At 64.3% G+C, this 13,220-nt stretch carries 11 protein-coding genes; 5 read left to right on the top strand and 6 right to left on the bottom strand.

The window, feature by feature from the left end; genetic code table 11:
- The first annotated feature begins 51 nt into the window (after window positions 1-51).
- The 3 genes from QU481_RS14860 (at window position 52) to QU481_RS14850 (ending at window position 4,255) form a co-directional block, all read left to right on the top strand.
- The gene (locus QU481_RS14860; RefSeq protein WP_289830825.1) at window positions 52-1,350 is read left to right on the top strand and encodes an MASE1 domain-containing protein; all 1,299 of its coding nucleotides are present in this window, start codon (window positions 52-54) and stop codon (window positions 1,348-1,350) included.
- Between the two features lie 5 nt (window positions 1,351-1,355).
- On the top strand, window positions 1,356-2,198 hold the full coding sequence (locus QU481_RS14855) for an alpha/beta hydrolase (protein WP_289830824.1): 843 nt from the start codon (window positions 1,356-1,358) through the stop codon (window positions 2,196-2,198).
- 86 nt (window positions 2,199-2,284) lie between these two features.
- The gene (locus QU481_RS14850) at window positions 2,285-4,255 is read left to right on the top strand and encodes a helicase-related protein (RefSeq protein WP_289830823.1); all 1,971 of its coding nucleotides are present in this window, start codon (window positions 2,285-2,287) and stop codon (window positions 4,253-4,255) included.
- A gap of 91 nt (window positions 4,256-4,346) precedes the next feature.
- Here QU481_RS14850 and QU481_RS14845 read toward each other — a convergent pair whose 3' ends face one another.
- From QU481_RS14845 to QU481_RS14825, 5 genes are read right to left on the bottom strand one after another with little or no spacing between them, the layout of a single operon-like run.
- On the bottom strand, window positions 4,347-5,783 hold the full coding sequence (locus QU481_RS14845) for an efflux transporter outer membrane subunit (protein WP_289830822.1): 1,437 nt from the start codon (window positions 5,781-5,783) through the stop codon (window positions 4,347-4,349).
- Complete coding sequence (locus QU481_RS14840) at window positions 5,780-6,679, bottom strand: efflux RND transporter periplasmic adaptor subunit (protein WP_289830821.1); 900 nt, start codon at window positions 6,677-6,679, stop codon at window positions 5,780-5,782. The genes QU481_RS14845 and QU481_RS14840 overlap by 4 nt, the downstream gene beginning before the upstream one ends.
- Complete coding sequence (locus tag QU481_RS14835) at window positions 6,676-6,888, bottom strand: DUF1656 domain-containing protein (RefSeq protein ID WP_289830820.1); 213 nt, start codon at window positions 6,886-6,888, stop codon at window positions 6,676-6,678. The genes QU481_RS14840 and QU481_RS14835 overlap by 4 nt, the downstream gene beginning before the upstream one ends.
- Window positions 6,885-8,948 (bottom strand): FUSC family protein, encoded by a 2,064-nt coding sequence (locus QU481_RS14830; protein ID WP_289830819.1) that lies wholly within the window; start codon window positions 8,946-8,948, stop codon window positions 6,885-6,887. The genes QU481_RS14835 and QU481_RS14830 overlap by 4 nt, the downstream gene beginning before the upstream one ends.
- 27 nt (window positions 8,949-8,975) lie before the next feature.
- Entirely contained in the window at window positions 8,976-9,431 is a 456-nt protein-coding gene (locus QU481_RS14825; protein ID WP_289830818.1) for a MarR family winged helix-turn-helix transcriptional regulator, read from the bottom strand.
- A gap of 523 nt (window positions 9,432-9,954) precedes the next feature.
- Here QU481_RS14825 and QU481_RS14820 point away from each other — a divergent pair.
- Complete coding sequence (locus tag QU481_RS14820) at window positions 9,955-11,580, top strand: methyl-accepting chemotaxis protein (protein WP_289830816.1); 1,626 nt, start codon at window positions 9,955-9,957, stop codon at window positions 11,578-11,580.
- Window positions 11,581-11,651: 71 nt separating this feature from the next.
- Here QU481_RS14820 and QU481_RS14815 read toward each other — a convergent pair whose 3' ends face one another.
- A complete protein-coding gene (locus QU481_RS14815) occupies window positions 11,652-12,005 on the bottom strand; it encodes a DOPA 4,5-dioxygenase family protein (protein ID WP_289830815.1) in 354 nt (117 codons plus the stop codon).
- A 408-nt stretch (window positions 12,006-12,413) separates the two neighbouring features.
- Between QU481_RS14815 and QU481_RS14810 the strand changes: the two genes are divergently transcribed.
- Complete coding sequence (locus QU481_RS14810) at window positions 12,414-13,163, top strand: MgtC/SapB family protein (RefSeq protein WP_289830814.1); 750 nt, start codon at window positions 12,414-12,416, stop codon at window positions 13,161-13,163.
- Window positions 13,164-13,220 lie beyond the last annotated feature (57 nt).

Genomic DNA, 13,220 nt, shown 5'->3' with positions numbered 1-13,220 from the left:
CCGGCCTTGCCCTATTCTTCGTGTCATTCACCCGCTAGCCCCATACCGACCATGAAAGCTTCATCGTGGCTTCAGCCGCTCCTGTTCGCGATCATCTACGGCCTGTTGGCGTTTTTCAGCATCGATGCGCAGGACAGCGCCAACCTGTCGACGCTGATCTGGCCGTCGGCCGGCATTCTGCTCGGCGCACTGATGCTGTCGCCGGCTCGCCAATGGCCCATGTGGATGCTGATCGCCGGAGTGCTGCACACTACCGCCAGCCTGACCAACAGCCGTCCGCCGAGCATGGCGCTGTTGTTCACTACCGCCGACCTCGCCACCATGGCAGCGATCGCTGCACTGTGGCGCTACCGGGTCGGTGAAGCATGCACCCTCACCCAACCGCGCAGCCTGTTCTGGTTCATCGGCCTGGTGTTGGTCGGCTGCATCGCCGGCGGCCTAGTCACCGATGAGGCGCTCGAGTGGCTGCACCACCCCACCGCCCACTACGGTTGGAGCACCTGGGCCATTTCCGTCGGCATCGGCTGTCTGACCGGCGCCCCGCTAGTGATGGCCTGGGGCAACTTCCGGGTGCGTCTGATCGGCGGGCCCAACCGGCAGAACCTGTTGATCGGCCTGTTGTGGTTCACCGCCCTGCTGGTGACCGCCGAGATCGCCTTCGACGGCCCCACCTCCACCTGGGTGTTCGGTGACACCAATTACGAGCTCACCTACCTGCCGCTGCTGTTCGTGGTGCTGGTGGCGATGGTATGGGAAGAGCGCGGCACCACCTTGGCGCTGGTGACGCTGGCACTGGTTGCAGGAGTCAACACCCTGCAGGGGGAGGGCCCGTTCGTGTTCGAGGCGCAGCAGCGCAGCCTGGCGCTGATCGAGGTGCAAGGCTATGTCGGCGCCGCCGCACTGATGGGACTGACCATGTCGGCGATCAACGCCAGCCGCCAACAGGCTCTGCAACTCGCCGCTGCCTGGAAGGTGCGCTTCGAGGGCGCACTGCTCTCCAGCCGCCACCTGATGTATGAGTTCGACCCTCACAGCGGCAAGATCAGCTGGGGGGGGGAGGTACAGGCACTACTTGGCCTGTCGGCAGCCTCGCTTGCCACGCTGGACGATTTCCTGGCCCGCGTCCATCCGGACGACCGTCAGCCGTTCATCGACCATGCCCAGTTCAACGACAAGGGAAGCGACGAGATTCTGACCCAGAGCTATCGCTTTCGCTTCCGCTGCGCTGACGGCGAGTATCGCGATGCAGTGGTCACCGGTGCGCCCATCGTCGACTTCGATGGCGAGGTGTACCGGGTGGACGGCCTGCTTCACCTTGAATCCGAACTGACTATGGTGCAGCGGGTCTGAGCTCGATGACTGACTCTCCGCGCAGCGCCGTCGGTGCGCTACTGATCCACGGCCTGGGCGGCACCCAGTACGACCTGGGGCTGATGCACAAGGTACTGCGCCGTGCCGGCGTCGATACCCATGCGCTGACGCTGCCGGGCCATGGCAGCGCGCCGGAAGACCTGCTCAACGTCACTGCCGAGGACTGGCTCGACGCGGTACAGCGCAAGTACCGCGAGCTGCGCCCGCTCTACCCCACCCTGCACGTGATGGGCATGTGCATGGGCTCGCTGCTGGCGATCGAGGTGGCCAAACGCGAGCGCCACCGCGACGGCACCCTGGTGGCGCTCGCCTCACCCGTTTTCATCGATGGCTGGTCGACGCCGTGGTACCGCGCGCTGCGTTACCTGGTGTACCGACTGCCGGCATTGGCACGGCGCATGAAGGTCGAGGAAGCCGAACCCTATGGCATCAAGAACGAACTGGTGCGTTCGATCGTGAAGGCCAAGTTCGAGCGCAACGACAATTTCCACTACCGCTGGGTGCCGCTGTATTGCATCCAGCAAGTCGACCGACTGCGCGGCTGGGTGAAACAGAATCTGGCCGACGTGCACTGCCCGACGCTGGTCGTGCACGCCCGCGAGGACGAACTGACCAGCCTGCATTCGGCACGCTTCCTCGACGCCCAGCTCGGCACCCGCGACAAGAAGCTGGTGGTACTGGAAAACAGCTACCACATGGTCTGTGTCGACAATGACCGAGACCAAGTTGCCCAGTGCGTGCTCGAGCACTTCGGCATCGACCCAGCCCTGGCCAAGCCGCGTCGGCGCAGCACCGCCGAGCCGGCCGAGTCAGGCCTTAACGACTGACCATCCGGCGGCCCGCTACCGCGTGACGCCATCCTGCCCTATCATCCCACCGACTCTGACCCTCGCCGACTTTCGGCCAATGCTTCATGACCGACACCCTCACCCCCGCTCCCGACGCCCTGTCGCTCTCCGACTACCTGCAAGCCTACCAGGCTACTCTGGTCACCACCGACGGCAGCTATGCACTGTCGGTGCACGGCGAGATCTTGGTCGGCAAGCGGGTAGTGCCGTATCACCTGGTGCCCGATGAAGGCTTTCTCGGCAAGACCAACAAGTGGCGCAAGCTCGACGAAGCATCCCGCTACGCGCTGCTGACGGAGCGCTGGAACACCGCCGCACGCGCGCGCCTGGAGGCGCAACTGCTCCAATGCGCGGAGCACATCGTCGCCATCGCGCACGAGTACGAGCTTGACCCGGGCAGCGCACTGGCCGCCTTCCAGGCCAAGTACGAACGCGCCCAGACCCGCTGCACGCTGGCGCTCGACCGGATCGCTGCGCTGCAGGGCAGCCACGCCGCCACGCGCCAGGCCGAAAAGACCCGTGACGCGATCAATCTGTCGCTCTACCCCGAGTCGTTCACCGTAGCGCAGCGCATGCAGCGCCACTTCATCGCGGTGCTCGGCCCGACCAACTCGGGCAAGACTCACGCGGCGATGGAACACCTGGCCGAGGCCAAGTCCGGTGCCTACCTCGCGCCGCTGCGCCTGTTGGCGCTGGAGAACTACCAGCGCCTGCTAGACGCTGGCGTAGCGGTGAGCCTGATCACTGGTGAGCAGCGCAAGCTGCACCCGGATGCCACCCACGTCGCCAGCACAGTGGAGATGCTCAACCCCAACAAGCCGATCGAGGTGGCGGTGATCGACGAGATCCAACTGCTCGACGACCCGGACCGCGGCGCTGCCTGGACCGCGGCGGTGTGCGGCGTGCCAGCCAGCACCGTGTATCTGCTCGGCGCGCTGGAGGCGCGCGAGGCAATCGAGTCGCTGGTGAAGCGGGTCGGCGGCACGCTGGAAGTGCGCGAACTGCAGCGCAAGTCGCCGCTGCAGATGGAGAAACAGCCGCTCGGCACACTGAAGAACCTACAGGCGGGCGACGTGCTGATCGCCTTCTCGCGCCGCGAGGTGCTGAGCTGGCGCGACCAGGCCATCGAACAGGGCTTCGCGGTATCGGCGATCTACGGCAACCTGTCGCCCGAGGTGCGCCAGGCGCAGGCCGAGCGCTTCATCGAGGGCGAAACCAAGATCGTGGTCGGCACCGACGCGATCGGCATGGGGCTGAACACCCCGGCGCGCCGGGTGATCTTCACCACCTCCAGCAAGTGGGACGGCTATAGCGAAGGCACCATCGCCGCCGCACTGGCCAAGCAGATCGCCGGCCGCGCCGGCCGCTTCGGCGCGCACGAGACGGGCTTCGTGGCCGGCTTCGATGCCAAGACCCACCGCACCATCGCAGCGCTGCTGCACGAGAAGCTCGAGCCGCTGCCGAACACCGGCTTCTTCGTCGCCCCCAACCTCGACTACCTGCAGCAGATCTCGGCCGCCACCGGCCAGACCCAGCTGCAGCCACTCCTGGAACTGTTCACCAAGCACATCAATGTGCACGACGAATTCTTCTTGCCGGCCAACCTGACCGACCAGATGGAGAAGGCGCGCTGGCTGGATACCCTGCCGCTGACGCTGGCCGACCGTTTCACCTTCAGCCTGTGCCCGGTGTCGACCAAGATTCCGATGCTGGAGCGCGCGCTACAGGACTGGGCCGGGTGCCGCGCCAAGCAGCGCACCGCGCCGCTGTTGCGCATGGAGGGCCGCGGTGGCCGCAACGAGCTGCAATACCAGGAAGATACCTGCAAGCTCTATGCTGCCTACGCCTGGCTCGGCTATCGCATGCCGGAGACCTTCCCGGATGGCGAGATGGCTCAGCGGCTGATGCAGTCGACCTCGGAGGAGATCGATGCGCTGCTACAAGCGCAGAACACACGACAGCGCCACGACCGCCGCCGCGGCCCGGCCGGAAAACCGCGCAAACCGGTGAACGGCAAACGCAGCTGGAAGGGCTGAACAGCCTTTCGGCCAAGCTCAAGATGGGCCGAACGCCCTCCCCCAATGAAAAAGCCGGCATCACGCCGGCTTTTTTTGTGTGGGCTCCGCCTTACTTGGCGATCGCCGGCGCATGCTCCCAGCCGCCACCCAGCGCCAGGAACAGGTTGACCTGGTCGAGCGCCAGCTGGCTGTCCGATGCCGCCAGCGCCGCCTCGGTGCTGGCCTGGGTGCGGTCGGCGTCCAGGCTGGACAAGTATGGCGCCCGTCCCGCCGTATACAGGCGACGGTTGTCCTGCGCGGCCTGTTTCGCATTGTCACGCGCCGAGCGCAGGGCAGCGTTGCGTTCCAGGTCCTTGGCGTAGAAGGTCAGCGCCGTCTCGGTTTCGCGTAGCGCGTTGAGCACCACCCCGTCGAAGCGGGCGAGCGCCGCGTCGCTGTCGGCCTCGGCCGCCTTGACCCGCGCACGTGCGCCGCTGTCAGGGATGGTCCACGTGATCAGGGGGCCGAACCCCCAGTGTTCGGTGCGCCCCTGACCAAGATGGTCGAAGATGCCGGTGAAGCCGGCCGAGGCGCCGAGGGTGATGCTCGGATACAGCTCGGCGGTGGCTACGCCGATCTTGGCGGTGGCGGCGGCGAGCTGGCGCTCGGCTTCGCGCACGTCCGGGCGACGCTTGAGCATTGCCGCGCCATCGCCGACCGGGATCGGCTGGGTCAACTTGGGCTCCTCGCGGCAGTCAACCTTGGCCGCCATCAGCTGTTGCGGGGTCTTGCCGACCAGCACCGCCAGTCGGAACAGCGTCGCATCCTTCTCGGCCTGGAAGCGTGGCAGGTTGGCACGCAGGCTGTCCGCCTGCGACTGGGCGCGAGTCACATCCGTGATCCGGCCACGGCCGGCGTCGGACAGGCGACGTGCCACGTCGACGCTACGGTTCTGCAGGTCGAGCTCGTGCTGAGCCACCTCCAGCTCTCGACCCGCCGAACAGTTTTGCACATAGGCGCGCACCGTCTCGGCTGCCACAGTGACGCGGGCCAGGTCGACGGCGGCAAGGCTCGCCTCGGCACTGGCGTGTGCAGCTTCCTCGCCGCGGGCCAGCTTGCCGAACAGGTCGAGCTGGTAGGCGAAGTTGATGCCGACGTCACCCAGGTTCACCACCGGCAGCTTCTCCTCGACCAGGAACTGCTCGCCGGACAACTGGGCACGCTGGGCGCCGGCTGCCATGCCGGCGTGGATATTGCGCTCGGCATCGACCTCGGTCACCACCGCCATCGCACGACGCAGGTTGGCCGAAGCGATGCGCAGATTGGTGTTGGCGGTCAGCGCCTGCTGCACCAGGTCGTTCAACACCGGGTCCTTGTAGAGCTTCCACCAGCCCTCCGGCAGCGGCGCCTGCGACACCGCGGCGCCCTGCGCACCGATGAACGGGCCGTTGGCGGACGGGGCCTTCACCGCCGCCTGGTCAGGTACCTTATAGTCGGGCCCCACCGTAGTACACGCGGCCAGCGCGCCAATCAGCGTCAGGCCGATAGCCGATTGCAGCAACTTCATGACCGCGCCCCCTGCGACTTGGCTTGACCCTTGTCCTGCTGCACCGACACGGTGGCGGTGCGGCCGGCGATCAGGCGGAAGTCGGCCGGCACTTCGTCGAGCGCGATGCGCACCGGGATGCGCTGCGCCAGCCGCACCCAGTTGAAGGTCGGGTTGACGTTCGGCAGCAGCGAGGCGCCGTTGCTGCGGTCGCGGTCCTCGATGCCGGCGGCGATGCTCTGCACATGGCCGCGCAGCGTGCGCGACTCGCCCATGATGCGGATCTCGACCGGCTGGTTCAGCTGCACGCCGTTCATCTTGGTTTCCTCGAAGTAGCCGTCGACGTGGAAGGAGTGCGCGTCGACGATCGACAGCACCGGATGGCCGGTGGCCACGTAATCGCCCTGGCGCGGGGTGCGGTCATTCAGGTAGCCGTCCACCGGGCTCCTCACCTCAGTGCGCTCCAGGTTGAGGCGCGCCACGTCCACCGCCGCGCTCGCGGCGGCCAGGGCGGCTTCACCCTGCTGTACCTTGGCGTCGCTCTCCTCCTGGCTTTCCTTGGCGACCAGGTCGGCCAGCGTACGGTTGCGCGCTGCCTCGCGCTTGGCCTGCGCCAGCGTCGCACGTTGCGAGGCGAGCGCGGCCTCGGCCTGGCGCAGTGCCAGCTCGAAGCGTGCACGGTCGACCACGAACAAGACCTGGCCCTTCTTCACCAGCTGGTTGTCGCGGACCTTCACCTCGGTGATCAGCCCGGAGACGTCAGGCGCCACCTGCACCACGTCGGCGCGGATATGGCCATCGCGGGTCCATGGGGCAGCAGTGTAGTACTCCCACAGATGCTGGCCGACCAGCACCGCGGCAACGACAACGATCAGGGTCAGCAGCACCGACCCCAGTTTTCGGGTGAGATTTTTCATGATTGCAACCAGTGATGAGTCAGCGCGACCGTGCCGCCGAGCACGATCACATAAAGGGCAAAGTTGAACAGGGAGCGATGCCAGATCACCTTGTAGAGCCCGAGGCGAGCCAGCACGAAGCGCAGGCAGCCGGTCAGCGCGAAAGCGATCAGCATCAGCACCAGCAGACTGGGGATGAATACCCCGTAAATATCGATTTCGCCGATCATTGGCTTGCTCCAAGGCTAGGGGCGGGATCGAGAGGAGTCGGTTCGACAGCCGGCACGGAGTCGGTCGGGAACAAAGTCACGCGCAGTTCCACCAATGCATTGAGCGCCTCGCGGGATGCCGCGGTGTACTCGCAGGCTGCCGTCGCGTGAATCGCCGCGTCAATGTCCACCGCCAACTGAGCCGGTGCGGCGAAAGCGCGGCGCTCATCGGCGCAATGCTGGTAATGGGCGGCCACAGCTTGCAGTACCTGCTGGATCAGGCCCTGCGCCGGTTCAGCCAACCGGTGCTCGTCGCGCTGCAGGTCAAGCGTACTGAAGCCGACGCGCAACTCGGCAAAACCGTCGGTGAGCTTGTCGTGGCCGCTGGCGGCCAGACGCGGCATCAAGAGCGACAGGCGATCGAGCATCAGCGCGGTCAGCGTGGAATAGTCTTCGGTGTGGCGACCGGCGGCCATCCGCGCCAGCGCCTTCCAGCTGGAGTGCACCAGCCGGCGCAGCGCCAGCTCGGCCCCGAACGGCCGGGTGACCAGCGTCCAGATCAACGCGAACAGCACCCCCACCACACCGGCGATGTTGCTGTTGAAGAAGTTCGGGAAGTCGGCTTCATAGGCGCCCTGCAAGCCGAGGAAGTTGGCGGTGTTCACCGTCAGCAACATCGCCATCATGTTGAACTTCGGCTGGGCGATCAGTGTACCAATGGCGAGGAACGGTAGCGCCAGCATCGCCACCAGCGTCTCGAACTCATGCGAGGCGGGGATGACCAGAAACAGCAGCACCGCCGACAGCGCCACGCTGGCGCAGGTCCAGACGAAGAAGGTCTTGATCAACGGCGCCGGCTCGTCCAGCGAAGCGAAGAAGCAGCACGCCACCCCGCAGAGGATCACGCCGCTGACGCCGTCGTCCCAGCCCAGGTTGATCCAGACCAGGCTGGCGATGAAGGTGCCGAGCGAAGCCACGCCGGCCGAGAACAGCATGATGCCGAAGTCGTAGTGACGGTTCTTGCCGCCGACCTCCCAGCGCCGGTAAGCCGGCCGCCAGCCCTCGCCGCTCTCGCCCTCGGCGATCATCCGCTGCAGCGACAGGCAGTCCTGCCACAGGTAAACCAGCGAGCGCAGCCGCGCCCGGGCGTGGGCAACGACCAGCTCGGACCAGCCAAGGCCCGTCACCTCGGCCGGCGACGCCAGCTCGGCCAGCAGCCGCTCGGCCTCGGCGCGAGCGCCGTCCGCATCACGCCGGCACATCCAAGCGGCGATCTCGGCCATTTGGCGGGTCAGCTCGGCCGGCATGCCCAAAGTCTGGCGGCGCAGCGTGGCGACGTTGGCCGACAGCGATGACAGGATAGGCAGCAGCATACTCATGCGGCCGCGCAGCTCGCGGGCATGGCGCACCAGCCGGGCGCTGCCCGCATCGTAGGACAGCTGGGTGATCAGCTGGTCGAGCGCCAGGATGTCGGCAGCGAGGCGATGGCGACTGGCCGGGCCGAGATCGGCGGCCTTCTCCGGCGCCAGCGTCTCAGCCGCCCAGGTCGACGCATCGCGTATCCAGGCGGCAATGCGCGCACTGAATACCGGCGTCACCTTGCTCGGGAAGATCAAGCCGGCCACCACGCTGGCGCAGACGATGCCGAGCAGAATCTCCTCGCTGCGCGCCACCGCGATGTCGAACACCATGTCGGGGTGGAACACCGACGGCAGGCCAATGATCAACAGCGAATAGGCGGCCAGCATGAACACATAGTTGCGCGGGGTGCGATCGAGCAGTGACAGATAGAGCAGCGTCCCCATCCAGAGGGACACCACCAGACTGAGCAGCACCGGTGCATTGACGAACAGCGGCACAAACGCCACGGAGGCGGCGGCACCGAGCAACGTACCCAAGGCGCGGTACAGCGCCTTGGAGCGGGTGGCACCGGTCAGCGGATGCGACACGATATAGACGGTCGCCATCGCCCAGTACGGACGCGGCAGGCCGAGCATCAGCGCGATATAGAGCGCCAGCATGGCAGCGGTGAAGGCCTTGGCTGAAAACAGCCAATCTCGCCAGGAGGGCAAGGAAATCATGATGAAAATGTTGTTGAGACTCTAGGGTCAAGACGTCATTGAATGAGTGGGAGAAGCCGCCTGCTCCAGCGCATGAAAGACGCGCAGCGTCGCCTCCAGATCCTGCTGACTGATTTCTTTAAATACGGATGCCCGCAATTTGACCAGCTCGGCCTCGATCTTCGCGGCCGCTTCCCTGCCCGCATCGGTGAACCAGAGCGTGTTGGCGCGCCGGTCGGTGGCGCCGCGCTCGCGCCGCACCAGACCCAGCTCGCTCAGCTGGTCGATCTGGCGCACCAGCGAGGCGCCCTCGATGCCGATCTGTTCGGCCAACGCCACCTGGTTCACGCCCTCGCCGAGCCGGCCAATAAACACCAGCGCGGTCGCGCAGGCGGCAGAGACGCCGTAGACGGTGACCGCGTCGTGGGTAACTTGGCGCCAGCGCCGCCCCACTTGCAGCAGCGACCCGGTCAACTGCAGGCGCAACACATCTATGTTTTCCATGATTAATGTTACCTTAGTTACTATTAGTTGGCAAACTAATAGTACTGACATGCCACACCCCTTTTTCCCCTATGCAGCAGCACAGCATCCCACCCTCACTTCATCCTAAGCCACGACGATCCGCTTTCCGCCCTGCACATCCAGCACACCTAGCGTCAAATAAATCCAAAATTCATAAAAAATAATTCATTCTAAGTAGATAATTTGTCTACTGAGAGGTGAAATAGGCCGGTATAGCCAGACAAACAACAGGCTTAACTAGGCTATCTCGGCACTAAGTTGATAATTAATTTACATATAAAGACGACTATTTGTTCGTTCTTATTGAATATTTCGCAAGATAGACTGAAAAGCAGTGATACAGGGAGCCGCCATCGGGTGCTCCCCGTTTTACTAAGGTTTTCACTAGTAATGTCACTTCCAGTGTTTTGTAACATGCTGATTTTGTACACGTTGTAAAGCTGGTCAAAATGACGCTACAAGCTGAAAGGTTAGTATATTGCTTTCCTTCGGAGGCGTGGGGATGGTTCCGGAAACAACGATTCGCCACAAACTGTGGCTTTTGACACTGCTGGTATTCCTGTTCGTATCAGCCGTGGCCGGCTGGGTGCTGTTCAATGAGCGCGAGGGGCTGCTGGATGCACGCCGCACCAGCACGCGCCACCTGGTCGACGCCAGCTATTCGATCCTGCAGCACTACGGCCGCTTGGCCGAGCAAGGCAAACTGCCGCTGACCGAGGCCAAGAGCGCCGCCGCCGATGCGATCGCCAGCCTGCGCTACGAAAACGGCAACTACTTTGCGCTCTACGACACCAGCTACCGCATGGTGCGCCACCCTCTCAAGCCAGAAATGAACGGCAAGGACCAAAGCAACCTGAAAGACCCGAACGGCGCCCGCCCGGTGGTATTGCTGGTAGACGCCGCCATGCGCGACAAGGGGGAATTCGTCAACTACCAGTGGGCCAAGCCCGGCCACGACGAACCGGTCGACAAGATCAGCACCAGCCGGCTCTACGCTCCCTGGAATTGGGTGGTGGCCACCGGCGTCTATGTGGACGACGTCGAGGCCGAGTTCCGGCACAAGGCCTGGCTGCTGGGTGGCTGGATCGGCGCTGGCCTATTGCTGCTGCTCTTGCTGGCATGGCGCATTGCTCACAGTATCAGCCAGCCACTGGAGGCGCTGCGCGACTGGATGACCGAGATCGCCCAAAGCGGAGACCTGACCGGCAACCGGCCGCCACAAGGCGGCGGCGAGGTCGGCCAGATCGCCGTGGCATTCTTCTCGCTGATCGATCGCTTCCGCTCGATCCTGCGGGAGGTGGCGCAGAGTTCGCGTACCGTGTCCGACGAACTCGCCCAACTGTCGCATAACCTGCAACTGATCGAAGACAGCTCGACCACCCAGAACCAATCGGCAATGGCCACCGCCGCCACGGTGGAAGAGATCAGCACCAGCATCACCCAGATCACCAGCCACCTGAGCGAAGTGGCCGCCCTGTCGGGGCAGGCGCGCAATCTGACCCAGGACGGCCGCTCCGCCGTGGATCGCGCCACCGACGAGATGGGACGCATCGCCGCCTCGGTGGGCGAGTCTAGCCGCGAGGTGCAGACACTGGGCGAGCGCTCGCAGCAGATTTCCACCATCGTTTCCACCATCCGCGACATCGCCGACCAGACCAATCTCTTAGCGCTGAACGCGGCGATCGAAGCGGCGCGCGCCGGCGAGCAGGGTCGCGGCTTTGCGGTGGTGGCGGACGAGGTGCGCAAGTTGGCCGAACGCACCAGCGAGGCGACCAAGCAGATCACCACAATGACCGACGCCATCCAACACGATACCGAACAGGCAGTGCAGCGCATCCAGGGCGTCAGCGAGCAGGCACTGCAAGGGGTCTCACTGACTGGCGAGGCCAGCGCCAAGGTATCGAGCATCGACGAGCGCACCCGCGAGGTGTCGGGCATCCTCAGCGACATCGCCACCGCCTCCGGCGAGCAATCCAAGGCGAGCCAGGACATTGCCCGCAATGTCGAGTCCATCTCGCAGATGAGCCATCAGAATGCCCGCGCGATTGGCGACATTGCCGCCGCTTCGGAACGCTTGGCGGCGCTGGCGTCACACCTCAACGGAGAGATTGCGCAGTTCCGGGTCTAGCAGTCGCCATTAAAGAGGAACCGATACGGCGGCGGAAGTCGGCGATATGCCTGACGGCCGCTCGCCCCCTTTCAGCCGCCGACGACCCGCAGGTCAAGCCGATGAGGCAGTCCGAGCCAGATCGCGTGGTCCCGATGGTCGCGCAGCTCGTTATCGGTGTTGGGATGCACCAGAACGTCGAGGATGCCGCGGTTGAGCGCCAGCCACTCCACGATGTCGGCAAAATGCGCTCGCTTGAACGCGATCTGGTAGCTCCATACCGGATGAGGGCCAACCGGTCGCTCATGAAAGCGGCCTACCTCTGCGATACTGCCGAAACGTGCAATCACCTCTTCACGCAACGCCCATGCAACATCGCGGCTGTTCGTATTGAAATACACATGGGCATGCCAGCTCGTGATGCCCGCCACGTCAAGATATGCCATCACGGCTCCCTGTTTTCTATCGTCTAACGTATACAGAATTATGATGCGTGGCGCAGCCCCTGTCGCAAGGACTACGGCAAGGCCGAACGCCCCTCCCGCTCTTGACGAGCCGCCAGCCAAGTCACTGCCCCCTGCCGAAGCCCCTCTCGACCGCCCAGTTCGGCCAAGCACAGACTGATTTGCAAGAGCCGCGAACAAAGCCCAGCGAAGCGTTCCCGGCTAGGCGCGCTGCCACAGACAGCACAAGGGGAACGGCAAGGCAGCGAGCAATGCCGGAAAGGTTTTGATAATGGCTTTAGGGCGGGATGCGCCACAGCCCCTGCCATGCCGACTAGGCGTGACGATGCCAAACCCGGCTTGTTACAGTGACGATTCGATTCTTTTTCCTGGCGTTTTTATTCCTTCGTGATGAGCACCCTACCCTTCCCACAACTCACCAATTACTGGTCCGGCAGCTTCGTCGGCGTCAATGCCGTGATCGTACTCAACCTATTGGGTGCCCTGCTGCTCGGCATCGTGGTCGGCTACGAACGTGCCTATTGGGGGCGAGCGGCCGGCATTAGAACTTACGGGCTGGTTTGCATGGCCTCCGCGGCACTGACCGTCATCGTCGGCTACCCCGCCTATTGGTATGGCGGCGGGCATCTGGCCAGCGGCTCCGCCGACCCCACCCGGGTGATTCAGGGCATCGTCACCGGCATCGGCTTCCTGGGAGCCGGGGTCATCATGAGGGATGGCCTCAATATCAGCGGACTGACCACTGCAGCATCGATCTGGACCTCTTCGGTCATCGGCGTGCTGGTCGGCCTCGGCTTCTACGTTGCGGCCATCATGCTGACGTTGACCGTGGCCGTGTCGATGTTCCTGCTCTCCCGCCTGGAAGAATGGCTGCCGTCGCGCCCGGCGATTGGCGTGATATTGCGATTCGCGCAAGGCTTTACGCCGGAAGAACCGGTACTGCAGCGCGTTGCGCTGGAGCGCGGCTACGATATTCTCAGCAGCAGCCTGTCCATCAGTTACCGCGACGGACAGCCAGAATGGCACTTCACCGCCATTGCCCTCCGCAAGCATCGGGGAGCCTCGTTATCCCAGCTGGCCATAGAACTGTCTCGCTTCGATGGCGTGGTGAGCTTCAGCATGGAACCCGAGCACATGTAAGAGCCTGTTCAAAGTCTTTTTGCGGCTGCGACCGGCATCCTGCCGGGTGCAGCACCA

It is taken from the genome of Crenobacter oryzisoli (genome assembly GCF_030385785.1).
Lineage (GTDB): Bacteria > Pseudomonadota > Gammaproteobacteria > Burkholderiales > Chromobacteriaceae > Crenobacter_A > Crenobacter_A oryzisoli.
This window is presented reverse-complemented; position numbering and strand designations above follow the sequence as displayed.